At 70.8% G+C, this 24,012-nt stretch carries 18 protein-coding genes and 1 pseudogene; 8 read left to right on the top strand and 11 right to left on the bottom strand.

Annotated elements, in window-relative coordinates:
• The first annotated feature begins 290 nt into the window (after nucleotides 1–290).
• The 5 genes from ACZ6TD_RS45250 to ACZ6TD_RS45270 all read left to right on the top strand — a co-directional run bounded on the left by ACZ6TD_RS45250 (nucleotide 291) and on the right by ACZ6TD_RS45270 (nucleotide 7,455).
• Entirely contained in the window at nucleotides 291–1,805 is a 1,515-nt protein-coding gene (locus ACZ6TD_RS45250; protein ID WP_471347702.1) for an APC family permease, read from the top strand.
• Nucleotides 1,802–3,235 carry an FGGY family carbohydrate kinase gene (locus tag ACZ6TD_RS45255; RefSeq protein ID WP_471347704.1) on the top strand — a complete coding sequence of 478 codons (1,434 nt, stop codon included), beginning with the start codon at nucleotides 1,802–1,804 and terminating at the stop codon, nucleotides 3,233–3,235. Before ACZ6TD_RS45250 ends, ACZ6TD_RS45255 begins: the two co-directional genes overlap by 4 nt.
• The gene (locus tag ACZ6TD_RS45260; protein WP_471347706.1) at nucleotides 3,232–4,674 is read left to right on the top strand and encodes an FAD-dependent oxidoreductase; all 1,443 of its coding nucleotides are present in this window, start codon (nucleotides 3,232–3,234) and stop codon (nucleotides 4,672–4,674) included. Before ACZ6TD_RS45255 ends, ACZ6TD_RS45260 begins: the two co-directional genes overlap by 4 nt.
• On the top strand, nucleotides 4,671–5,948 hold the full coding sequence (locus ACZ6TD_RS45265; RefSeq protein WP_471347708.1) for an NAD(P)/FAD-dependent oxidoreductase: 1,278 nt from the start codon (nucleotides 4,671–4,673) through the stop codon (nucleotides 5,946–5,948). The genes ACZ6TD_RS45260 and ACZ6TD_RS45265 overlap by 4 nt, the downstream gene beginning before the upstream one ends.
• Nucleotides 5,949–6,204: 256 nt before the next feature.
• The gene (locus ACZ6TD_RS45270; RefSeq protein ID WP_471347710.1) at nucleotides 6,205–7,455 is read left to right on the top strand and encodes a cytochrome P450; all 1,251 of its coding nucleotides are present in this window, start codon (nucleotides 6,205–6,207) and stop codon (nucleotides 7,453–7,455) included.
• A gap of 28 nt (nucleotides 7,456–7,483) precedes the next feature.
• On the opposite strand, the gene ACZ6TD_RS45275 is transcribed toward ACZ6TD_RS45270, so the two are convergent.
• Nucleotides 7,484–7,822, bottom strand: coding sequence for an SGNH/GDSL hydrolase family protein (locus tag ACZ6TD_RS45275; RefSeq protein ID WP_471347712.1), 339 nt, complete (start codon nucleotides 7,820–7,822; stop codon nucleotides 7,484–7,486).
• 106 nt (nucleotides 7,823–7,928) lie between these two features.
• A pseudogene (locus ACZ6TD_RS45280) lies at nucleotides 7,929–8,153 on the bottom strand (FAD-dependent oxidoreductase); the annotation flags it as partial.
• 270 nt (nucleotides 8,154–8,423) lie between these two features.
• Here ACZ6TD_RS45280 and ACZ6TD_RS45285 point away from each other — a divergent pair.
• Nucleotides 8,424–8,864 carry an Lrp/AsnC family transcriptional regulator gene (locus ACZ6TD_RS45285; protein ID WP_471347714.1) on the top strand — a complete coding sequence of 147 codons (441 nt, stop codon included), beginning with the start codon at nucleotides 8,424–8,426 and terminating at the stop codon, nucleotides 8,862–8,864.
• A gap of 67 nt (nucleotides 8,865–8,931) precedes the next feature.
• Nucleotides 8,932–11,889 carry an aminotransferase gene (locus ACZ6TD_RS45290; RefSeq protein WP_471347716.1) on the top strand — a complete coding sequence of 986 codons (2,958 nt, stop codon included), beginning with the start codon at nucleotides 8,932–8,934 and terminating at the stop codon, nucleotides 11,887–11,889.
• 87 nt (nucleotides 11,890–11,976) lie between these two features.
• On the opposite strand, the gene ACZ6TD_RS45295 is transcribed toward ACZ6TD_RS45290, so the two are convergent.
• From ACZ6TD_RS45295 to ACZ6TD_RS45305, 3 genes are all read right to left on the bottom strand, one after another.
• Nucleotides 11,977–13,233, bottom strand: a complete 1,257-nt coding sequence (locus ACZ6TD_RS45295) for an alpha/beta hydrolase family protein (RefSeq protein ID WP_471347718.1) — start codon at nucleotides 13,231–13,233, stop codon at nucleotides 11,977–11,979.
• A gap of 18 nt (nucleotides 13,234–13,251) precedes the next feature.
• Complete coding sequence (locus ACZ6TD_RS45300; RefSeq protein WP_471347720.1) at nucleotides 13,252–14,823, bottom strand: APC family permease; 1,572 nt, start codon at nucleotides 14,821–14,823, stop codon at nucleotides 13,252–13,254.
• A 309-nt stretch (nucleotides 14,824–15,132) separates the two neighbouring features.
• Nucleotides 15,133–15,852, bottom strand: a complete 720-nt coding sequence (locus tag ACZ6TD_RS45305; protein ID WP_471347722.1) for a TetR/AcrR family transcriptional regulator — start codon at nucleotides 15,850–15,852, stop codon at nucleotides 15,133–15,135.
• A gap of 129 nt (nucleotides 15,853–15,981) precedes the next feature.
• Here ACZ6TD_RS45305 and ACZ6TD_RS45310 point away from each other — a divergent pair, with 129 nt between their 5' ends.
• Entirely contained in the window at nucleotides 15,982–17,205 is a 1,224-nt protein-coding gene (locus ACZ6TD_RS45310) for a saccharopine dehydrogenase family protein (RefSeq protein ID WP_471347724.1), read from the top strand.
• 9 nt (nucleotides 17,206–17,214) lie between these two features.
• On the opposite strand, the gene ACZ6TD_RS45315 is transcribed toward ACZ6TD_RS45310, so the two are convergent.
• The 6 genes from ACZ6TD_RS45315 to ACZ6TD_RS45340 form a co-directional block, all read right to left on the bottom strand.
• Nucleotides 17,215–18,675 carry an extracellular catalytic domain type 1 short-chain-length polyhydroxyalkanoate depolymerase gene (locus tag ACZ6TD_RS45315; RefSeq protein ID WP_471347726.1) on the bottom strand — a complete coding sequence of 487 codons (1,461 nt, stop codon included), beginning with the start codon at nucleotides 18,673–18,675 and terminating at the stop codon, nucleotides 17,215–17,217.
• A 256-nt stretch (nucleotides 18,676–18,931) separates the two neighbouring features.
• Nucleotides 18,932–20,065, bottom strand: a complete 1,134-nt coding sequence (locus ACZ6TD_RS45320) for a branched-chain amino acid ABC transporter permease (RefSeq protein ID WP_471347727.1) — start codon at nucleotides 20,063–20,065, stop codon at nucleotides 18,932–18,934.
• Nucleotides 20,062–20,949 carry a branched-chain amino acid ABC transporter permease gene (locus ACZ6TD_RS45325; protein WP_471347729.1) on the bottom strand — a complete coding sequence of 296 codons (888 nt, stop codon included), beginning with the start codon at nucleotides 20,947–20,949 and terminating at the stop codon, nucleotides 20,062–20,064. Before ACZ6TD_RS45325 ends, ACZ6TD_RS45320 begins: the two co-directional genes overlap by 4 nt.
• Nucleotides 20,949–21,752 carry an ABC transporter ATP-binding protein gene (locus ACZ6TD_RS45330; protein WP_471347731.1) on the bottom strand — a complete coding sequence of 268 codons (804 nt, stop codon included), beginning with the start codon at nucleotides 21,750–21,752 and terminating at the stop codon, nucleotides 20,949–20,951. The genes ACZ6TD_RS45325 and ACZ6TD_RS45330 overlap by 1 nt, the downstream gene beginning before the upstream one ends.
• Nucleotides 21,749–22,543: an ABC transporter ATP-binding protein gene (locus ACZ6TD_RS45335; RefSeq protein ID WP_471358624.1), complete on the bottom strand. Its 795-nt coding sequence runs from the start codon at nucleotides 22,541–22,543 to the stop codon at nucleotides 21,749–21,751. Before ACZ6TD_RS45335 ends, ACZ6TD_RS45330 begins: the two co-directional genes overlap by 4 nt.
• Nucleotides 22,544–22,562: 19 nt before the next feature.
• Nucleotides 22,563–23,798 (bottom strand): substrate-binding domain-containing protein, encoded by a 1,236-nt coding sequence (locus ACZ6TD_RS45340; RefSeq protein ID WP_471347733.1) that lies wholly within the window; start codon nucleotides 23,796–23,798, stop codon nucleotides 22,563–22,565.
• Nucleotides 23,799–24,012 lie beyond the last annotated feature (214 nt).

The raw sequence follows: 24,012 nt of genomic DNA on the forward strand, positions 1-24,012 counted from the left end.
GCGAACCCTTGACGTGATGCGTGCCCTGGGCCACACTTCCAGAAATCGACGGTCAGATTTCCACGGAATCGGTCATCCTCGGGCGTGGCCAAACCCACTGGGCATGCTCGTGGCATGGTTTCGGCCCTGCCCAGGTGTGGTGGTCGCGCTCGTCCGCGGCCGGACGGGTGGGCCCGTGGCGTCGATCACGTTCGGTTTCCTTCACGTCCGACAGGCCCCCAGTTTCAACAGCGGGGGCGCCCCGAGCAGGGATTCGAGTCATGGCACACGCAGATGAAGGTCTTCACGGAGTGAGACCAGACGCCCCGACGAGCGGCGAGGGTCCCCAGGGCATGTCCCGGGAGCTGGGCTGGTATGCCTCGTTCTCCGTGGCCTTCGGGTTCGTGTCGATCGCGACGGGCATCTTCACCGCCTATGGATCGGTACTCGCGAGCTCTGGTCCCCGCGCCATCTGGGCCTGGCCCATTACGGTGATCGGCCAGCTGTCCGTCGCCCTGGTCTTCGGCGCCCTCGCGGCCCGGATACCGATCAGCGGTTACTCCTACCAGTGGGTGTCCAGGATCGTGGGCCCGGTGTGGGGCTGGATCATGGGCTGGATCTCGTTCGCCTTCCTGGGCGTGGTCCTCGTGGCCGTGGACTACACGATCGCTTCCACCATCCTCCCTGAGCTCTTCCGCTACGTCGGAACCACCCAGAACGCCTGGGCGATCACGGCGGGTGTGGTCCTGCTCCAGGCCGTTCTGGTCGCCGCCTCCACCCGGACCACCCACCGGGTCAACAACGTGGCGGTGACGATCCAGCTGATCGGCATGGTCGCACTGACCACGCTGCTGTTCGCCGTGGGCGCCTTCACCGGCAAGCTCGATTTCGGGCACCTCTTCGACAGCGGACCGGTCCCCGAAAGCGGCTACTACGCACTGGGCGGCGCCACCCACGCCGGCCCGTTCGCCCTGGCGTTCCTGCTCGGCGCGTTCACCATCGTCGGTTTCGAGTCGGCGGCCAATCTGGCCGAGGAGACGCGGAACCCGGCCCGGGTCATCCCCAAGGCGATGGCGCAGGCGGTGCTGTCGCTGGGTGTGCTCGGCTTCCTGTTCCTGGTCGCGGTCACCGCCGCGGCCGGTCGGGTCGACGGCGTGGGCGCGTCGGCGACACCGGTCGCCACGGTGATCACCGCCGTGCTGGGATCGGTCATCGGAAAGATCCTGCTGGTCCTCGTCGTGGTCTCGATCTTCTCCTGCGGACTGGTGATCACCTTGAGCGGCACCCGGCTGGTGTACGCGATGTCCCGGGACGAACGTTTCCCCGGCTGGCGGCTGCTGAAGCGCATCGACCGGCGTACGGCGACCCCGCTGAACGCCTCGGTGTTCATGATGCTGATCGCCCAGATCATCCTCGCGGTGTTCTCCCGCTCCACGGACGCGCTCTTCCAGCTGTTCTCCGCCGGTACGCTGCTGCCGGCCATCATCTACGCGGGAACCGTCGCGATGTACGCGGTCAAGCGCCGGTCCCTGCCCCCGACCAAGGGCTTCTCACTCGGTCGCTGGGAGATTCCGGTCCTCGTCGTCGCCGCCGTCTGGCTGGTGTACGAGCTGCTGATCTTCCGCGACGCCTCGTTCCGCGGGCCGTGGACCTACGTCCTGGTGCTGTTCGCGATCGGTGCCGTGTATCTCGCCGGGTTGCTCGCGCTCAGGCGCCGGAGCGGGCTGACCATGCCGGACCTGGCGGACGTCGATCGCGTGCTGGACACCACCGGCAGCGCCACCCGGAAGCCGAGTGACGTCGCCCCCGGAGGTGGTGCGCGATGACCGCGATCCTCGCCATCGATCAGGGGACCTCCGGCACGAAGGCCATCGTCGTCGACGACGAGGACGGCACCGTCGCGATCGCCGAGGAGACCATCTGTCCCGCCTATCTGGCCGGGGGAGGCGTCGAACAGGATCCGCACGAGCTGCTCGACTCCGTCCTCGAGGCCGGCCGCAGGGCCGTCAGCGCGGCCGGCCGGCCGATCGACTGCGTGGCGCTGGCCAATCAGGGCGAGACCGTACTGGCATGGGATCCCCGGACCGGGGCTCCCCTTTCGCGGGCCATCGTGTGGCAGGACCGCCGCGCGGAGAGCGTGTGCCGGGAACTGGCCGCTCATGCCGCGGGGATCGCCCAGCGCACCGGGCTGGTCCTGGACCCGTACTTCTCCGCGCCGAAGATGGCCTGGCTGCGCCGCAACGTCACCCGTGAGGGCGTGGTGACGACCACGGACACCTGGCTGGTGGCCCAGCTCACCGGCGAATTCGTCACCGACGCCGCCACCGCGAGCCGGTCGCTGATCCTCGACCTGGACAGCGTGACCTGGGACGGTGAACTCGCCGATCTCTTCGGTCTCGGGAAGGAACGGCTGCCGCGCCTGGTCGCCGGCGACGAGATCGTCGGCACGACCCGGGCCTTCGGCGGGGACATCCCGGTGGCCGGGCTGATCGTCGACCAGCAGGCGGCGCTGCTGGCCGAGAACTGCCTGGAACCCGGCACGGCCAAGTGCACCTACGGCACCGGGGCCTTCCTGCTGGCCAACACCGGCCGGAACGCGGTGCGATCCGCTGCCGGCCTGACCACGTCGGTGGCCTGGCGGATCGCCGGACAGACGCCGTACTGCGTGGACGGTCAGGTCTACACCGTCGCCTCCGCGGTGCGATGGCTGCGGGACCTCGGCCTGATCCGGTCGGCCACCGATCTCGACGCCGTGGCCGCGGCGGATGCCGGGGGAGCGCTGTGTGTGCCGGCCTTCGCCGGCCTCGCCGCCCCCTGGTGGGCGCCGCAGGCGGCCGCGTCGTTCACCGGGCTGACGCTCGCCACCCGTCGCGAGCACCTCGTCCTGGCCGTCCTGCAAGGCGTCGCCGCCCAGGTCGCCGAGTTGTGCTCCCTGGTCGCGGCCGATCTGGGCCGGCCGCTGACCCGGCTGCGCGCCGACGGCGGACTGACCCAGTCCGCCACCCTGATGCAGGCCCAGGCCGATATCGGCCAGCTCCCGGTCGACATCTACCCCCACGCTCATGCCACACCCCTCGGCGCGGCCGCCCTCGCCCGCCGCGCCCTCGACCCCACGCTCAGCCTCGAGGACGCGGTCGGCGACTGGCGGCCGGCCACCGTCTACGAACCCCGCTGGTCCCCGGACCGGGCCGAGGAGTTCCGCACCACATGGGCGCAGGCCGCCGCGGCCTGCGCCGACAAGGGAGAACACACATGACCGCCACACCCCACCGCCCCGCGGGCGGCGTCTTCGACGTCGCCGTCATCGGCGGAGGCATCGTCGGCGCGGCCATCGCACGCGAACTGTCCGGATGCGACGTCTCCGTCGCCTTGCTCGAAGCCCGCGACGATGTGGGCGACGGGACGAGCAAAGCCAACACCGCCATCCTTCACACCGGCTTCGACGCCAAGCCCGGCACGCTCGAATCCCGGCTGGTCGCCCGCGGCTACCACCTGCTCAGCGCCTACGCCAAGGCCACGGGCATCCCCGTCGAGCACACCGGCGCCGTACTGGTGGCCTGGAACGGGGAAGAGCTCCGGGCGCTGCCAGGACTGAAGGAAAAGGCCGAGGCCAACGGCTACGAACACTGCCGGATCGTCGACGCCGACGAGATCTACCGCGTCCTTCCCGACCTCGGAGACGGCGCACTCGGCGGACTGACCGTGCCGGACGAGTCCATCATCTGCACCTGGACCACCAATCTCGCCCTGGCCACCGACGCACAGCAGCGGGGCACCACGATCCTGCTCCGGCACGCCGTCACCGGCGTCGACGAGGGCCCCCAGACCACGACGCTGCACACGTCCGCGGGGGACGTGCGCGCCCGCTGGGTCGTCAACGCGGCCGGCCTGGGCGCCGACCACATCGACCGGCTCTTCGGCCACGACCGGTTCACCGTCACCCCGCGCCGCGGCGAGCTGTTCGTCTTCGACAAACTCGCCCGCCCCATGGTCGACAAGATCGTGCTGCCGGTCCCCACCTCGCGCGGCAAGGGCGTGCTGATCTCCCCGACCATCTACGGCAACGTCATGCTCGGCCCCACCGCCGAGGATCTCACCGACCGCACGGACACCTCGACATCCGAGGACGGCTTCGACTTCCTCCTCCGCAAGGGCGAAGGGCTCATGCCCCGGCTGCTGGCAGAGGAAATCACCGCGAGCTACGCCGGTCTGCGCGCGGCCATCGACCATCCCGACTACCTCATCGAGGCCACCTCCCAGCAGCGCTACCTCCTCGTCGGAGGCATCCGTTCCACCGGACTGACCGCCGGCATCGCCATCGCCGAACACGTCCGCACGCTCCTGGAGGAGGCGGGCCTGAACCTGCGTTCCCGCGGTGACCTGCCCGAGCCGCCCCGTATGCCCAACATCGGCGAAGCCGCCCAGCGCCCCTACCAGGACGCCGACCTCATCGCCCGCGACCCTGCCTACGGCACCATCGTCTGCTTTTGCGAACGCGTCACCGAGGGTGAGATCCGCGACGCCTGCCACGCCCCCCTGCCCGCCCGCGGTCTCGAAGGGCTGCGTCGCCGCACCCGCGCCATGAACGGCCGCTGCCAGGGCTTTTTCTGCGGAGCGGCCGTAACAGCCCTGAGGGAAGAGCACCACGACAACCACGACGGCCGCAGCAGCCGACAGCACAAGGACAACCGATGACCCAGCAGCCGTCCCCGATCACTCCCGACGTCCTGATCACCCCCGACGTCCTGATCGTCGGCGCCGGACCGGCGGGCCTGACCGCGGCCGCGGAACTGGCCTCCCGGCACGGCGGCCGAATCCTCGCCGTCGACCGTGAACCCGCCGCCGGCGGCATTCCCCGCCACAGCGACCACACCGGCTACGGTCTGCGAGACCTGCACCGTGTCATGTCGGGACCCGCGTACGCACGCCACCTCGTACGGCAGGCCACCGCCGCCGGGGCCGAGATCCGTACCCACACCATGGTCACCGGATGGGCCGACGACCACACCGTCGATGTCACCGGCCCCGAGGGCCGTTATCGGATCCGCCCCCAGGCCATCGTGCTGGCCACCGGTGCCCGTGAACGACCCAGGACCGCGCGCCGTGTCCCCGGCGACCGCCCGCACGGTGTCTACACCACGGGGCAGCTCCAGAACCTCGTCCACCTCCACCACCGCCCCGTCGGCAAGCGGGCCGTCATCGTCGGCGGCGAACTGGTCAGCTGGTCGGCGGCCGTCACCCTGCGCGAAGCGGGCTGCACCCCCGCCCTCATGATCAGCCGGTATCCGAAGGCCGAATCCTACGGCGTCTTCAACGCCGCGGGACGCGCCGTGCTGCGGGTCCCCGTCGCCACCCGCAGCCGCATCACGCGGATCATCGGCAAGGGCCGTTGTCAGGCCGTCGAGATCGAGCACCTGGACACCGGCCTACGCCGGACCGTCGCGTGCGACACCGTCGTCTTCACCGGTGACTGGATCCCCGACCACGAACTGGCCCGCACCGCCGGCATCGCCCTCGACCCCGGCACCCTCGGTCCCCTCACCGACACGGCCCTGCGCACCAGCCGGCCCGGTGTCTACGCGGCCGGGAACATGCTGCACCCCGTCGACACCGCCGACGTGGCCGCCCTGGACGGCCGGCACGTCGCCCACCAGGTCATCACCTACCTCCAGGGCATGCGCGAACACGCCGAGGGGGTACGTCTGCTCGCCGACGCCCCCTTCCGCTGGGTGGCCCCGCAGATCCTGCGCCCCCAGGACCCCGCGCCTCCGCGCGGCCGACTCCTGCTGTGGAGCGATGAGTTCGTCCGCTTCCCGAAGGTCGCGGTCCGTCAGGACGGGCGTGTCATCGCCCGCCGCTCCCTGCCCTGGCCGGCCGCGCCGGGGCGTGTCTTCCGCGTTCCCTCAAACGTGCTCGAGGGAGTCTCTCCCAGCGGGGGACCCGTGCACATCGGACTGGAGCGGATCTGAAAGCGCGGACGGGTCCGTGGTGTGACAGTCCGGCCGGGACCCTGCCGCGGGTCCTGGCCGGATCGCCGAGTTCCCTTCCTGCGGCGGGTGGCTGTTAGCCTTCTGCCCACCTCGTCCGCGGTGTGGGACCCAGGGTTCCCCATGGTCGGACGGCACCTACGCCAGCCCTCAGCACGGTGAGCCGGTCGATCGGTCGAGCGATGCGGGACTCCTTCGGTGCGTCGGCGAACGTGCCGCCTTCCCAGGAGCGCGCCGCATGAATGACCCCCAGATCCCCTCGCCTCCCGTGGGCTGCCCGGCCCACGACCCCGGCGTCGTACGCATGCACGCCCTGCGGTTCCAGGCCGATCCGGCCGAGCTGTACGGGCAGTTGCGGCGGGACCATGGGCCGGTGGCCCCGGTCCGGGTCGACGGCGACATCCCCGCTTGGCTGGTCCTCGGCTACCGCGAGGTGCACCACGTCACCACCAACCCCGAGCTGTTCGCCCGCGATTCCCGTCGCTGGCACGCCTGGGACCGGATCCCGGAGGACTGGCCGCTGCTGCCGTTCGTCGGCTATCAGCCGTCCGTGCTGTTCACCGAGGGCACAGAGCATCGGCGGCGCTCGGGGGCGATCAGCGACGCGTTGTCGGCAACGGACCAGTTCGAGCTGCGCGCGCACAGCGAGCAGGTCGCCGACGAGTTGGTCGACGCGTTCGCGGGCAGCGGCCGGGCCGAGCTGATGACCGAGTACGCGAGCCAGGTCCCGCTGCGGGTGGTGGCCCGGATCTGTGGCCTTGAACCTTCCGAGACGGCCGACCTGGAGCGGGACATGACCGCCTCACTGGACGACGGCGAAGGAGCTGTCGCGGCGTATGGCCACATAGCCGCGAAGATGGCGGAGTTGGTGGAGCGAAGCCGCCGTGAGCCAAGGCCGGACGTGCCCTCGCGGATGGTGGCTCACCCGGCCCGGCTCAGCGACGAGGAGATCGTCCAGGACATGATCGCGATCATGGCCGCCGGTCAGCAGCCCACGTCCAACTGGATCGGCAACACCTTGCGGCTGATGCTGACCGATGACCGGTTCGCCGTCACGATCTCCGGCGGGCGCCGCAGCGTCAGCCAAGCGCTCACCGAGGTGCTGTGGGAGGACACTCCGACCCAGAACTTCATCGGGCGCTGGGCATCCCGGGACACCGAGCTCGGCGGGCAGCAGATCAAGAAGGGCGACTGCGTCATCTTGGGCCTGGCCGCCGCGAACACCGACCCGCAGGTGCGGCCGGATCTCGCGGCCAACTCCGGCAACCAGGCCCATCTGTCCTTCAGCCACGGTGAGCACCGCTGCCCGGAGCCGGCGCCGGAGTTGGCCGAGATCATCACCAAGGCGGCCATTGAGGTGCTCCTCGACCGGCTCCCTGATGTGGTGCTGTCGCTCCCCGCCGATGAGATCGAGTGGCGGCCGTCCGTCTGGATGCGGGGCGTGACCGCCCTGCCGGTCGAGTTCACTCCGGCCTACGTCCCCCTGTGACCGTCCCGGGAACGCGCAGACGTAGCGGTCAGCCCGCGAGCGCGGTCAGTAAGGGCAGGTATCCGTCATGGTGCCCTGCCTTGTTGGAGTGGTAGGACTCGTTGATCTTGTCCCACTCCAGACTTGTCACCCAGGTCTCGGCGTGCGAGCAGATGGTGTGTGGGTCGAAGGCGGCACGTGGGTCGAGGAAGGTGAACCCGGCCTTCGTGGCCTGGTCCGCCAGTACCGAGTCGAGGGTGTCGGCAAGCGAGTTGAGCGCCGTACGCTCGGTGTCGCTCAGCCCGAAGATGCCGCAGGTGCCACCGATCGTGTACAGCCGCGGATAGCCCACCACCACGACCTTGGCGTTCGGCGCCTTCGCCCGCACCGACGCGTTTCATGGGCAGCCAGACCCGGCGGTTGCCGCGCAGCCCGGCGGTGAACCCCTCCAGCGCGCGGATGACGTATGTCGCCTTGACGGTGCCGTGGACGGTGACCGCCTGACGCGGGCGGATCTCGGTGACCTCGGTGCCCTCGTAGACGGCGACGCCCATCCGTTCGACCACGTCGGCCAGGCCCCGCACCAGCTTGGCGGGCTGGATGCGGGCGCAGTGCGGGCTCCACTGGGCGCCGCGGGCGCCGGCGACCCGGACCCGCTCGGCGAGCTGGTCGCGGTCGAGTTCGATCAGGTCGTCCTCGCCCCACCCCTCCGCGCGCAGTGACGGTAGTCGTTCGCGTGGTGGAACTCATCGTCCGCTCTCACCACGGTGACCTCGTCGCCGCGGCGCACGACGGACGGCCGGTCGGCCTGTTCGCAGGCCAGTAGCACGGTGAGCCCGTGGGTGCCGGAAACGGGTGGCGGCTCTGCTCGACGAGCCGGCGTGTGCTCGATTCCGCTACACAGACAGTCGATTCGATCGACATGCCTCGACATTGCGCTCGAATCCATTGCGTGCTTTCCTGTTTCCACAGTTGGAGAAAGGTGACCCATGGACGACACCGACCGGGCCATCCTGCGGGAGTTGCAGGCCGACGGTCGTATCCCCTATGCCGAGCTGGGGCCGAAGGTGGGATTGTCGCCTTCGGCCGCGAGGCTGCGGCTGCAGCGGTTGATCGACTCCGGGGCGGTCCAAGTCGTCGGGGTGACCGACCCGATGGCCATGGGCCGGCAGACCATGGCGCTCCTGGGCCTGCGTATCGAGGGCGATCCCCGGGCGGTGGCCGATGAACTCTCCCGGCACGACGAAGTCGTGTACACGGTGCTGACCTCTGGCGGCTTCGACCTGTTCGCCGAGATCGTGTGCGGTCGCCCGCGTGACCTTCTGGACTTCATCAACGACGTCGTACGGCCCGTCGAGGGCGTCGCGTCCGTGGAGAACTTCCCCTACTTCGCCATTCACACGCACCGGTTCATGTGGGGAGTCGACTAGAGGCATCCGCGAGCCCGCGCCCAGCCCGCCCCCACCACGCTCCGCTCACCAAGCCGAGGAACCCGGCATGCCGCACGACGAGTACCGCACCATCGACTTCTTCGCCCAGGACGCGCTTCCCGCACCGCGGGTGTCACCTGCTCAGGCAGAGCGCATCGCCTCGGGGCGCCTCGGCATCACCGCCCGCGCGGAGGTGCTGGGAAGCCAGCAGGACGCCAACTTCCTGCTGCGCTCCGACACCGGGACACCCCTGGCGGTCCTGAAGATCGCCAACCCGGCCTTCAGCCCGATGGAGATCGAAGCCCAGGACACTGCCGCCGGCCTGATCGCCGCCGCTCACCCGGAGCTGCGCGTCGCCACCGTCCTGCGCCACCCCGACGGCTCCCCCCGGTGCGCGAGGGTGGGCACCGAGGACGGACCGGTCATCGCGCGACTGCTGGAGCACCTCCCCGGCGGCCCGCTCTCCGGACCGCGGCACCTGTCCCCGCCCACGGTGGCGGCCATGGGCACGATCGCCGGGAAGGTCGGCGTCGCCCTGCGCGACTTCCGGCACCCTGGTCTGGACCGTGTGCTCCAGTGGGACCCGCGGTACGCCGACCGCGTCGTCGTCAAGCTCGCGGAGCACATCCCCGAGCCCGACCGCCGCACCGCCATCCACACCGCGACCGCCGACGCCTGGACGCGGGTGCAGGAGGTCGCCGCCCTGCTGCCCTGCCAGGCCGTGCACCTCGACCTCACGGACGACAACCTGATCCGCTCTCCCGGCAGCCGCCTCCCTATGCCCGACGGAGTCATCGACTTCGGTGACCTCACCTGGAGTTGGGCGGTCGGCGAACTGGCGGTGTCGCTCTCCTCGATGCTCCACCACGACGGTGTCGAGCCCCACCACGTGCTGCCCGCCATCCGGGCCTTCCACGCCGTCCGGCCGCTCTCCCCGGCGGAGGCCGAGGCGCTGTGGCCGCTGGTGGTCCTGCGCGCCGCCGGCCTGGTAGCCAGCGGCCGCCACCAAGCCGCCGTCGACGAGGGGAACGCTTACGCCGAGGCCGCGCTCGACCGCGAGTGGCGCATATTCGAGCAGGCCACCCACCTCCCACTTCCCGTGATGACCCACCTCATCAAGGACGCGATCGACCTGGCCGACGCGCCCGCTCGCGCCGACGTACCGGCACACCCGCTGCCGCGGGGCCTCACCGCCGACGACATCTCCCTTCTCGACCTGTCCACCGGCGCCGACCCCCTGGACCACGGAGTCTGGCTCGAAGCAGACGCCGAGGACCGGCTGGCGGCCTCCGCGCTCGCCGACGGCGCCGTCGCGGTCGCCACGCGGTACGCGCGGGCGCGACTCACCCGGGCCCCGGCCCTGGCCGCCACCTCTCCCGCGACCGTGGCCACCGGCATCGACCTGTGGTTCGGCCGGGCCACCGTGCTGCAGGCCCCCGGCGCCGGCGAGGTCCTCGCCGCGGCGCCCGGTCAGCTGACGGTCACCCACGGCCCGCGGGTGCTGACGCTGTCCTTCCCCCACACGGTCCACCCCGTGGTCTCCGCCGGGGCGACGGTCCGCTCGGGCGAGGACCTGGCCCACCTCCCTGCCGGCACCTCGGTACGCCTTGGGCTGCGCGGCGCCGACGGCCCGGCCGTCCCCGCGCTGGTGCGCCCCGAGTACGCCGCCGGATGGCTCGCGCTCACCGCGGACCCTTCCCCGCTCATCGGTCTCCCGGCCGCTGACCCCGAGGACCACGCGGACCTGCTCGACCGGCGGGACGCGGTGTTCGCGACCGTACAGGAGCACTACTACGCCAACCCGCCCCGGATCGAGCGTGGTTGGCGGCACCACCTGGTCTCCACCGAGGGCCGCTCCTACCTCGACATGGTCAACAACGTCACCCCGTTGGGCCACGCCCATCCACGGGTGGAACAGGCGGTCTCGCGGCAACTGCGACGGCTCAACACCAACTCGCGCTTCCACTACGCCTCGGTGGTGGAGTTCACCGAACGCCTCGCCGCCCTCCTGCCCGACCCGCTGGACACGGTGTTCCTGGTCAACTCCGGCTCCGAAGCGGTCGATCTGGGGATCCGGCTGGCCATCGGCGCCTCCGGGCAGCTCGATGTCGTCGCGCTGCGCGAGGCGTATCACGGCTGGACGTACGCCTCCGACGCGGTCTCCACCTCACTGCAGGACAACCCCAACGCCCTGGCCACCCGCCCGAGCTGGGTCCACACCGTGGATTCGCCCAACTCCTACCGCGGTCGGCACCGCGGGGCGGACGCGGTGCGCTACGGACCCGAGGCGGCGGCGGTGATCGACGACCTCGCCGCTTCGGGGCGCCCGCCAGGAGCCTTCCTCAGCGAGACCTTCTACGGCAACGCCGGGGGCGTGGCCCTGCCCGAGGGATACCTCGCCGAGGTGTACGCCGCGGTCCGCCGCCACGGCGGCCTGGCCGTCGCCGATGAGGTCCAGGTCGGCTACGGACGACTGGGTCATTGGTTCTGGGGCTTCGAGCAGCAACAGGTCGTCCCCGACGTCGTCTGTGTGGCCAAGGCCATGGGCAACGGCCACCCCCTCGGCGCCGTCATCACGTCCAAGGAGGTTGCCGGCCGCTACCGCGACCAGGGCTACTTCTTCTCGTCCACCGGTGGCAGCCCGGTCTCCAGCGTCGTGGGCCTCACCGTCCTGGACACCCTGCGCGAGGAGGACCTCCAGGGCAACGCGGTGCGCGTGGGCGGCCGTCTCAAGAGCCGGCTCCAGGCACTGGCCGGCCACCACGACATCATCGGCGCCGTCCACGGCTCGGGCCTCTACCTCGGTCTCGAACTGATCCGGGATCACGCCACGTTGGAACCCGCCACGGAAGAGACCGCCGAACTCTGCGACCGCATGCTCGACCTCGGCGTGATCGTCCAGCCCACCGGAGACCACCTCAACATCCTGAAGATCAAGCCGCCGTTGTGCCTCGACGCCGCCGCGGCCGACTTCTTCGCCGACACACTGGACCGCGCCCTCACCCAACTCGGCCACCGCCGCTGACCACCTGGTCCACCAGGCCGGTGGACGAGGTCAGTGGCCCGGGCCGCTCCAAGGAGGCGTTCCGGGGGGAGCCGGCGCGATCCGTGGTCAGGCCAGCGCGTTGAACCAGCGTGCCACCTGTGGTGCCGACGTCACGAAGGATCCGAAGTGGTCCACGTCGCCCTGGTTCACCACGGGGACGTGTGCCTGGTGTGCGGCGAGCTGGAGCGCACAACTGCGCGCGTTCCCGATGGGCACGTCGGTGTCGGCCGCCCCCGCGTACAGCCGCACCGGCACGTCGGGCTTCCAGTCGCAGGTGTGATCGGCCGAGCGCATGGCGTCCAGCAGGGGGCCGGTCGGGTGTTGCAGACGGTCGTAGAAGGCGGGCGTGAGCAGCTGCTTCACCGAGGGGGCGAGGCCCTTGACCACCTCCTCCTCGTCGTGCCTTCCGTCGAAGAGTGACTCCACGCGGCTCGCGTACGGCGCACGGAAGACCTCGCCCGGGTCCTTGGAGAAGTGATGCAGCCGGTTCTGGGCGACCAGCCAGTAGGAGATGTAGAAGACGCCGCTGGTGTCGTTGACCCGACCGTCGAACAGGGCCGGCACCTCCTGGCCCTCCAGGTCGTACGGCCCGCTCACCGGGGCCAGCCCCTTCAGCCGGAAGTGCTGGTCCACGCCTCCTTCCAGCGCCCGGCCGAGCGCCATCGCGACCTGGCCGCCCTGCGAGAAGCCGGTCGCGTAGACATCACCGGTGAGCGGACGGCCGAGCCGGTCCGCGGCCGTGCGGGCGGCGCGCAGCATGTCGACGGAGGCGGTCACGGAAGAGCCGGTGTCCATGTACGGGTGCGGGCCCGGCCCCTCACCGAGCCCCAGATAGTCGGGCGCGGCGACGGCGCGACCCGCCGAGGCGTTCAGATACGACGGCACACGGCCCAAGTCCTCGCTCACGGAGGGCGCGTAGGTGCGCTTGACCATGGTGCCGTGCGTGTCCGAGACGAGGTCGAGCCGCTGGGCCCCGCCCTTGGGGAGGCTGAGGAGCCCGGTCGCGGTCGTGGGTTTCCCGTAGGGGTCCACGGTCCGGTACGTCAGCCGGTACGCCCGTACGCCGTACCGCACCGGATCGATCGCGATGTCCCTCCCGGCCAGGAACTCCCTGACCTCCCCGGCGTCATGGTCGGCGACCGGGGTGACGGAGACGAGGGTGCCGCGGTGGGCGGTGCCGCCGTGGGCGGTGTCGCGCCCCGCCGCCGTGGCGACCGGCGCGAGGGCGAATCCGGCGAGGAGCAGGGCCGCCACTCCGGAGAGCCCCTTCGGTATCCGCCAACTGGTCTGGTTTTCTTGGAATGTGCGCGTCTCATCACTCATGTCGGAGACGTTACGAACTCACCGTTCGTGTTGACATCCGAGACGCCCCCGTGTCCGGGGTGCACTCAAGTCCACCATGGACACGAGCGCGTCCTGAGCGGGCCCGGCGGCCGCCTCGCGTCTCCTCGGTTCGGTCCAGAAGCGGCGGGAAGTGCTCCGCCACCACAGCATGAGCAGTACGCCGACGAGCCCCAGGACGATGCCGATGACCAGGGGCGGTCCCATGCCGAACCAGGAGACCCCACTGTAGGAATTCGCGGGGTTGGCCATGGTGATCACCGACTCCACCAGCAGCCAGGCCAGCAGCACGGCACCGACGACCGGTCCCGCACCGAGCAGCAGGAAGTTGCGCACGCTCGTGGTCAGCAGGTGCCGGTGGTGGACGGCGCAGGCCAGCCCGGTGAGCGCGTAGTAGAACGCGACGAGCAGGGACAGCGCCGTCAGCGAGTCCGCGAGCGCGTTGTCGCTGAGCCAGTGCATGACGAGGTACCACACGATGGCGATGCCGGCGACCCACCAGGTGGCCACGTCGGGCGTGCGGTGCCTTGGGTGGATACGGCCGAAGCCTTGGGGCAGGGCGTGACGGCGGGCCATGGACAAGGCGGTCCGGGAGGACGGGATGATGGTCGTCTGGGTGGAGGCGAGGGCGGACGTGGCGACGGCGAGCAGCACCACCCAGCTCCATCCGCCGAGTACCTGGTCGGAGAGGGTCGCGAACACCGCTTCCTCGTCGCCGGCGTGGTCGCCGAGGAACGCCGGACCGCAGTAGGCGACCACGGCGAAGGCCACGGACACGTAGGTCGCCAGCAGGATGACCGTCGACCAGATGGCGGCCAGGCCCGGAGCGGTGACGGCGCCTTCCGTCTCCTCGGTGAGGTTGACCGCGGACTCCCAGCCCCAGAACGTGAAGACGCCGAGCAGGAGTCCCGAGGTGAGTGGTGCGACGCCCGCGCTGAAGGGGTTCAGCCAGCCCAGCGACGGGTGGACGGCAGGCAGGGTGCTGGTGCCGGCGTGGACGCGGTAGAGGGCCACGGCCGCGAAGACCAGGAGTCCGGCCACCTGTAGCAGCGTCAGCACGTTCTGCAGCCGGGCGGAGGCCTCGGTGCTGCGCACGCACAGGGCGGACATCGCCAGGATGACCAGCACCGTCAAGGAGCGCAGGACCCAGGTGTTCGCGACCCAGCCGTCGAGCCCCGCGGCCAGGAGACCGAAACGCGTCCCCACCTCGGCGAGCGAGCCGACGACCATCACTCCGGTCATGGCGACGGCCCAGCCGCCCAGCCAGCCTGTGGTCGGGCCGAGTGTCCTCGACACCCAGGAGAAGGTGGTGCCGCAGTCCGGGTCGACCCGGTTGAGGTAGTGGAACGCGGACGCGATCAGCAGCATCGGAAGGAAGGAAGCCAGCATGACGCCGGGTACGTTGACCCCGACGAACGCCGCGATGGGACCGATGACGGCTGCCAGCGAGTACGCGGGAGAGGTCGCGTTCAGACCAATGGCGATGGAGTCGAGAAACCCGATCGCGTTCGGATTGAGCCCGGCCGCCGGCTCGGACTCTCCGGGCGTACCCCGCGCACTGTCTTCGGCCATGTGATCCCTCTTTCCTGGATGTCCTCGGGCGTCTCCAGCGGCAAGGTCGTACCGGGACGACCGGAACGTCCGTAGCGGGCGACCCCGAGGGATGACGCCGGCAACGCGAGGGCGCCGCTCGTGTCCATGCCATGGGGACGGTGGTGCCAACGGTCCGCTTGGCGCGTCACGTGCCGCCGTAACCTCGCGGTTCCGAAGAGAAAACGCGCTGGGAACCTCAAGGTCAATGTCGTTGGCATAAGCATCCGCCGGAACCGGTCCGAAGCGGCGAGTTCCTGACGCACCATGCCAAAAAGGCACGGGCCGGGGTCATTCGGCCGTTCGGGCACCTGCGGCAGCCAGTTCGGCGGCGATGCCGTCCAGCAAGGTGTCGAGGACCACCGGGTAGGCGCTGTGCAGCATGCGGGCGGCGAGCAGGCCGGCGGTGGCGGCGATGTTCGGGTGGGTCGTGGCCGGTAGCCGGGCGTAGGTGGAGTCCCACATCTCCTCGTCCCGCGTGCGGGCCTCCTCGGAGAGTGCCAGCTCCCCCGCGTCGAGCGCGGCGAAGGCCAAGGCGAGGTCGATGAACGCCTGGTAGAAGCGGACCGCGGCGGGATCGGGCAGGCCCGCCCCGCGCAGAATGCCGAGGATGGTCTCGTCGACCGCGATCTCTCGCGGACGTCCGCTGACCCGGCTGGCCGTGAGCACGGCGGCCTGCGGGTGTGCGAGATAGGAGGAGTGGAGGGCGAGCCCGAGGGCGCGCAGGTCGGCGCGCCAGTCATGGGTGGGCGTCCACCTGTCCAGGGCCCGGCCCATCAGCTCGTCGCCGATGGCCCGGGCCAGATCGTCCATCCCCGCGAAGTAGCGGTAAAGGGTGCTCGGGTCCGCGCCCAGCGCGGCTCCCAGGCGTCGGGCGGTCAGGCCGACGCTGCCGTGCTCGCGCAGCATCCGCAGCGCGGCCTGCACGATGAGCGTCTCGGACAACACCACGCCCTGTCGCGTCGGCCTGCGCCGGCGCCGCGCCTCTTCGGGCACCACCCGCTTCGGCATCTCCTCACCCTCCTCCATCACCGCCGGCATGGCTTATGCCAACACGGTTGACCTTACAGCGCCCCGTGCCGTTGCATCAGGGGCAATCCGGAGGCGCCCCGCTCCCGGAAGAGAAGAAGGGTCACTGACATGCGAGTACTTCTCGTCGGCGCGGGCGGCGTCGGCACCGCCGCCACCCGGATCGCGGCACGCAGGGAATTCCTGACCCACATGGTGGTGGCGGACTACGATCTCTCCCGCGCTGAAGCGGCCGTCGCCGCGCTGGAGGAGCACGGCGACCGGTTCAGCGCGCTGCGCCTGGACGCTTCGGACGAGAACGCGGTGCGGGCCGCGCTCACCGAGCACCGATGCGACGTCCTGTTCAACGCGACCGATCCACGGTTCGTGATGCCTTTGTTCAACGCGGCCCTGGCGGCCGGGGCACACTATCTGGACATGGCGATGTCGCTGTCCGTTCCGCACCCCTCACGGCCGTTCGAAGAGTGCGGGGTGAAGCTGGGTGACAAGCAGTTCGAGCTGGCGGACCGCTGGGCGGAGTCGGGGCGCCTGGCCCTGGTCGGCATGGGCGTGGAGTCGGGCCTGTCGGACGTCTTCGCGCGGTACGCCGCGGACGAGCTCTTCGACGAGATCGAGGAGATCGGTGTGCGCGACGGCGCGAACCTCACGGTCGAGGGCTACGACTTCGCGCCCTCTTTCAGCATCTGGACCACCATCGAGGAGTGCCTGAACCCGCCGGTGGTCTACGAGAGGGAGCGCGGCTGGTTCACCACCGCACCGTTCAGTGAACCGGAGGTTTTCGACTTCCCCGAGGGGATCGGGCCGGTGGAGTGCGTGAACGTCGAGCACGAGGAGGTGCTGCTGATCCCTCGCTGGGTGGACGCGCGGCGCGTGACGTTCAAGTACGGGCTGGGCGACGACTTCATCGCGAGGCTGAAGACCCTGCACGAACTGGGCCTGGACTCGACCACGAAGGTCACCGTGCCAGGCGAGCACGGACCGGTGAAGGTCTCGCCGCGTGACGTCGTCGCCGCCTGCCTGCCCGACCCCGCCACCCTCGGCGACCGGATGACCGGCAAGACCTGCGCCGGCACCTGGGTCAAGGGCACCAAGGACGGCAAGCCCCGCGAGGTGTACCTGTACCACTTGGTCGACAACCAGTGGACGATGCGCGAGTACGGCTCACAGGCCGTCGTCTGGCAGACCGCGATGAACCCGGTCATCGCCCTCGAACTGCTCGCCACCGGCGCCTGGTCCGGCAAGGGCGTTCTCGGTCCCGAAGCCCTGCCGCCCCGCCCGTTCCTCGACCTGCTCACCGAGTACGACGCCCCTTGGGGCCTGCGCGAGCAGGGATGACCTCCTAGGTCAGCAGCCGGAGTCGGCGAGGACGAAGTAGCCCGGGGACGTCTCTTTGAGAGTGTGGGTGACGGCGAGGTTGTACAGGCCGAGGCTCTGGTTGGAACCGTCTGCATACGTGTGACCGAGGCGCTGGTGGGCGCGGCCGGCCTTGACCTGGTTGTAGTTGTTGTCGGTGTAGCACGTGGGCGCCGGTTCTGCGCCGGTCGTCGTCGCTGTGACCGGCGAGGACGCGGCGCCGACGGCGCCGGTGGAGTCGACCGCGGCGACGGTGTAGCGGTAGGAGGTGCCGGCGGACAGGCCGGTGTCGGTGTAGGAGGTGTTGGTCGGGGAGCCGACCTTGGTGCCGTTGCGGTAGACGTTGTAGGAGGCTGCGCCGCTGACGGCGGTCCAGGACAGTGAGGCGCCGTCGTCGGTGGTGCCGGTGACCGTGAGCCCGGACGGCTCCGGCAGGGAACTGCTGCCGGAGCCGGCCAGGCCCCAGAACTTCGCGGTGTGGTAGCTGGAGCAGATGGAGTCGACGTAGTAGGTCCCCGTGGTGCCGCACTGGTCGGCGCCGGAGCCCGGGTCCACGGCGAGGCCATGGGGCATGCCGGAGATCGAGAAGTGGGCGACGGCGGGCTTACCGGCGGAATCGTTGTAGATGCTCTCGGTGGTGCCGCCGGTCAGGTCTCGTGTGCTGGAGGGCGTCTGGCCGATGCCCCATACATCGGTCCACTGGTCGCGCAGCTCGGTGCCGTTGACCGGCGTGACGGTGGTGTCGGAGGTGCCCTGCCAGATCGCGACCCGTGGCCAGGGGCCGGTGTACCCGGGGTAGGAACCGCGGACCTTGTCCCCCCACTGCTGGGGAGTGAGGTTCTGGCTGCTGTACTGGCAGCCGGAGGCGGCGATCACGGTGGTGGCGCACTGCGCGGGGAGGCCGGAGTCGACGGCGCCGCCGGCGAACACGTCCGGGTAGTCGGCGAGCAGGTTCGCGGTCATGCCGCCGCCGGCGGACAGGCCGGTGACGAAGATCCGCTTGCGGTCGGTGCCGTACTGTGCCGTGGCGTGGTCGACCATCTGCAGGATGGAGGCCGCTTCGCCCTTGCCACGGGTGTTCTTGGTGGCGTCGAACCAGCTGAAGCAGGACATGCTGTTGTTGGCCGCGTTGGTCTGCGGGTAGACCACGGCGAATCCCCACTGGTCGGCGAACTTCTGCCAGCCGGAGTGGGTGTGGTAGTCGCTCGCCGACTGGGTGCAGCCGTGCAGGGCCACGACCAGTGGCGCGTTCGCGGGGAGGTTCGTCGGCGCGTACTCGTACATCGCCAGATTGCCGGGGTTGGAGCCGAAGTTGGTGACCTGCTGGAGAGTGCCGTCGGCCGCGGCGGTGGGGGCGAGCGGGGTGATGACGGTCAGGCCCGTGGCCAGTGCGCTGAGCGCGGCGGCCAGAGCAGTGCGGCTGAGGATTCTGCGCACGGTGACGAAACGCATGGGGCAACTCCATCGAGTGGGGGAGTGGAGGGAGTACGGACGCTGCACGGCGCCCTGCCATGCCACTTCATGGGACCGGCCGGGCCGGTCCCGCCGGCCGGTGCGTGGCGCTGGGGCACCGCCCGGCTGACATACCGGTTTGCTGTAAGCGGACCGTACGACCGGGCGACCGACCGCGCCATGGGAGGGGCGGCCAGGGGAACGGCAGCCGACGTAGCGCGCGTACACATGGCGTGGGCGGGTGCGGCCGTGACAGTCATGGAGTGCGGACCGCCTTGCCGCCGGTGGCGGCGCGCATGGCGCGTGCCCCGCGCAGCCGCGCCGGCAGCCGGACCAGGCCGCCGGGCAGCAGGTATATCACCGCGACGAACAGCGCGCCGAGCAGGAACAGCGGCTGCGACAGTGGCACGCGCAGCACGGCGGGCAGCCCGGTGACGGCACCGGAACCCGACAGGTCGCCGAGCCGGTGGTCGGCCCAGGTGTAGAGGATGCCGCCGGCCAGGGGACCCCACCGGGTGCCGGAGCCGCCCAGTACCACCATCACCAGCAGGGAGAGGGTGAAGTCGGAGGTGGTGGTCTGCGGGGTGGCGCCGCCGGTCAGCAGCAGGTGGACGATGCCGCCGAGCGCGGCCAGGGTGCCGGCCAGGACGAAGGCGGTCAGCTTGAAGCCGTAGGGGCGCAGCCCCAGCACCTCGACCCGGCGCTCGTTCTCCTTGATGCCCTCCCAGACCCGGCCGGTGGGTGAGCGGACCGCCCACTGCACGATGAGCAGCACGACGACGAGGTAGGCCAGGGCGACCCAGTACAGGTTGGCGGTGTGCTCGATGCCGACCAGCGAGGCGGGCAGCTTGTCCGCGGGCGCGGCCCTGCCTTCCTCGCCACCCGTGACGCCGCCCGGGTCGCGTTGCACGAGGATCGAGGCGGCCTGCGCGAAGGCGAGGGTCACCATGGAGAAGCCGATGCCCGTCACCCGCAGGCTGACCGCGCCCAGCAGTGCGGACAGCGCCACCCCGGCGAGCAGGCCGAGCAGCGCGGAGACGGCGAAGGGCAGCCCCGCCTCCACCATGATGGTGTTGGTGACGTAGGCACCCGCGGCGAAGTAGAGCGCGTGGCCGAACGACAGCAGCCCGGTACGGCCGAGCAGCAGGTCGTAGCCGGTGGCCAGGGCTCCGAACACCAGGCACAGGGACAGCAGTTGGAGGTTGCCGGGGCTGCCGATCGGCCCGTCCAGCAGGCCGGGCAGGGGCAGTGCGCTGTAGGGGACGAGGAACAGGACCACCAGCGGCAGCACCGGCCACCAGCGGGTGGCTCGCCTGAACCTTTCGGAGCGGGTGACAGGGGATTGGTCCGCCGCGCGGGTCTCACCGCGCGGCCGGGTGGCGGTGGTCATGCGAGTCTCCCGGTCAGCCCACGCGGCCGGACGAGCAGCAGGGCGGCGAGCAGGACGACGACGGCGAGGTCGCCGAGTCCGGCGGTGGTGTAGTAGTTGGCGAACTGCTGGACGAGGCCCACGGCGACCGAGGCCAGCGCGGCACCGGTGAGCGAGCCCATGCCGCCCATGACGACGACCACGAAGGCGAAGATCAGCAGCGAGGTGCCCTGTTCGGGGTCGACCGAGCCGAAATAGAGACCGCCGATCGCGCCGCCGAGGGCCGCTGCCGCTCCGCCGATGGCGAAGACCAGGGTGAAGGCTGTGCGCACGTCGATGCCGAGCGCGGTGACCATGGCCCGGTCCTCCACGCCCGCGCGGACGACCAGACCGTGCCGGGTCCGGCCCAGGAACAGCCTGAGAGCGGCCAGCACCACGAGGGCGGCGGCGATCAGCACCAGGCGGTTGAGCGGCACCTCGGCGCCCAGCAGGCCGACGGTGCCGGACAGTGCTTCGGGTCCGGGGAAGGGCCGGGCGTCAGTGCCCCAGATCGCGGAGAGCAACGCGGGAACGGCCAGGCCCACGCCGACGGTGGCCAGGATCTGCTCGCGGGGCCGGGCGTAGAGCGGGCGGATGACGGCGAGTTCGAGCAGAACCGCGGCGACGGTGCCGACCGCGGTGCCGAAGACGACCGCGAGAGCGAAGCCGGCGCCGCCGGGCCCGGCGCCGGGCAGGTGGCCGGAGGCGGCCCACCAGGTGCCGTAGGCGCCGATGGACATCAGGGCCCCGTGGGCGAAGTTGAGCACGTCCATCAGGCCGAAGATCAACGAGAGGCCCGAGGCGACCAGGAAGTACAGCGCGCCCAGGCCGAGCCCGGTGAGGGTGAGCAGGACTACGGTGGACATCAGACCTCTGCTTCTTCGGTCCTGGTGGCGGGGTGGGCCGCGGGGCGGGCGGATGGGCCGGCCGGTGAGGGGTCGGCGCCGTCGTGGCCCGCCCGTCCGACACCGAGCAGCCGGCGGGCCGCGTCCGCGTCCGCGAGCAGTTCGGCGGCGGGGCCCCGGTGCGCGGTGCGGCCGTCGGCGAGCACGACGCAGTGCCGGGCGAGGCGGCGGACCACGGCGAGGTTCTGCTCCACCAGCAGGACGGGCACCGCCTCGGCGGCGCGCTCCAGCACCTGTGCGACCTCGGTGACCACCTTGGGCGCCAGGCCCTTGGTGGGCTCGTCGGCGATGATCAGCCGGTTGCCGTTGAGCAGGGTGCGGGCGATGGCGACCATCTGCTGCTGGCCGCCGGAGAGGGTGCCGGCGGCCTGCCGGGCGCGCTGCCTGAGCTCGGGGAAGAGTTCGTGCACCAGATCGTAGGCCGGTTGGCCGGCGCCGGGCCGCTCGGCGAGCCGCAGGTTCTCGGCGACGGTGAGAGTGGCGAAGACGCCGCGGTCCTCGGGGGCGTAGCCGATGCCACGGCGGACCAGGGAGTGGGTGGCCAGTCGCACCGTTTCCTCGCCGCTCAGCAGCACGCTGCCGGTGCGCGGTACGAGGCCGAGGATTCCGCGTACGGTGGTGGTCTTGCCGGAGCCGTTGCGGCCCAGGAGCGCGGTGGTGCCACGGGCGGCGACGTCCAGGTCGACGCCGTGCAGGATGTGTCTGCCCCCGATGACCACCCGCAGGTCGCGCACTGTCAGCAGCGGCGCCGGTCCCGTGCTCACAACTCCTCCCCGAGATAGGCCTGTTGTACGGTCGGGTCGGCCATCACCACCTGGGGGGTGTCCAGGGCCAGCAGCGTGCCGTGGTGCATCACGGCGAGCCGGTCGGCCAGACCCAGCAGGACGTCCATGTGGTGCTCGACCATGAGCACGGTGCGGCCCTCCTCGCGGTGCAGCGAGCGGATGAGTTCGGTGAGGGCGGGCACTTCCTCGGCGCTCACGCCCGCCATGGGCTCGTCGAGCAGCATCAGCCGGGGTTCGCCGACGAGCAGCACCGCGAGTTCCAGCTTGCGTTTCTCGCCGTGCGAGAGGGTGTCGGCGGCGGTGTCCGCGCGGTGCGCGAGTTCGGTGCGCGCCAGCACCTCGGCGACCAACTCCGGGTACGGGTCGGCGCGGCGCCAGACCCGGTACGAGCCGCCGTTGGTGGCCTGGGCGGCCAGCCGCACATGGTCGGCGACCGTCATGCCCGGCCACAGGCTGGAGGTCTGGAAGGTACGCCCCAGACCGCGCCGGGCCCGTACGTAGGCGGCCTCGTTCGTGACGTCGGCGCCGTCGAGCTCTATCGTGCCCCGGGAAACCGGGGTGATGCCGCTGACCAGATTGAACAGGGAGGTCTTGCCCGCGCCGTTGGGGCCGATGAAGGCCAGGAACTCTCCTTCGTGGAGGTCTAAGGAGACCGAGTCGACGATGGTCGCGCCGCCGACCGTCCAGCCGATGCCGCGCAGTCTGAGGACCGGCGCCGGGGAGGTGCGGGGCTCCCCGGCATCCGCGGTCCCCGGGGCGCTCGGCGTCATGTTCGAGGAGGACATTTGCTCAACCCGCCGCCTTCTTCACCGGGGGAGTGACCGTTGCCATCGGGACGCTGTCGACCAGCTCCGGTTCAGCGGCGCTGCCGGTGCCCCTCAGCTTGGCCGTGAACATCGGCTGCAGCAGGGCGTGGTCCGCGGCGCGGATCCGCTCCTTGCCCTTGGGCCCGTCGAAGCTCCAGCCTTCCAGCGCCTTGACCATGGCGGTGGTGTCGGTCGCGCTGCCGGACTCGATCGCGTGCACGATCATCTGGGCGGCGGTGAAGCCGTCGGGGCTGAACAGGTCGGGGGCGCCACCGGCCTTGGTGATGCTGTTGAGCATGGCCTTCTCCACCGGGTTGCCGCCGCCGGCGCCCGGGAAGTAGTGGGCGAGGAAAGAGACCTTGGAACCCGCTTTGCCGAAGATCGGGTACGAAGCGGTGCCGGCCAGTCCGGTGACGACCTTGCTCGCATCCAGTACGCCCTGCTGATTCAGCGCGGTCCACAGGGCGGGGGCGGTGGCACCGGCCCAGGCGACGAACACCAGGTCCGGCTTGCGGGCCTTGGCCTGGCGGGCGAAGGGGGTGAGGTCGGTGGCGCTGGGCGGGGCCAGCACGGAGTCGACCCTCGCGCCCTTCCCGCCGAGGACGGTCTTCACCGCGGCCACGTTGGCCTGCCCGAACGCGGAGTTCTGGGCGAGCACGGTGACCTTCTTGCCCTTGGCGTCGCCGAGCATCGCCCCGGTGGTGAGGATGTCCTGGTAGGACTGCCGGCCGGAGCGGAAGGTGTAGTCGTTGACGCCCGTGACGGCGTCGGTGGCCGCGGGGCCGCTGACGTAGAGCACCTTGTTCTGGGCGGCCAGCGGCGCCATCTGCAGGGCCACGCCGGAGTCGGTGGTGCCCGTGATGATCTTGTACCCCTTGCCGACGAGGGTTTTGGCCGCGGCCACGGCCTTCGCCGGGTCGCCCGCGTCGTCCTGCTCGGTGACCTCGATCGGGTGGCCGCCGACCTTGTTCGTCCCGTGCGTCGCGTAGGCCAGGCCCGCCGTGAAGCCCTCCTCGTACTGTTTGCCGTAGGCGGCGAGCAACCCGCTGCGGGAGTAGACCAGACCCACCCGCACGGGAGCGGTCTTGCCGTCGGAGCCGCCGGCCGCGGTGCCGGCGGTGCCGGCCGAGGAACAGCCCGCGACCAGGACACCGACGGCGATCAGGGTGAGCGCGCGAACAGATCTGCTTCGCACGGTGTCCGTGGTGCTGCAACGCATGATGACCGGCTCCTGACGGTGTGCCGCCCACCCGTCGCCGCAGGGTGCCGCCCTCTTCCTTGAAGGCGCCACCCGCATGCGCGACGGCGGAAGCGCGGTGAGTGATTGCCGGAACGATAGGAGGGCCCCGCGACGGACGGCATGGTGCGGACCACCGATCCTGGAGGCACCGTCATGGGGCCGGCGCACATGGCCGGAACGACCGGTGCCGCAA

Source organism: Streptomyces yongxingensis, assembly GCF_055597465.1.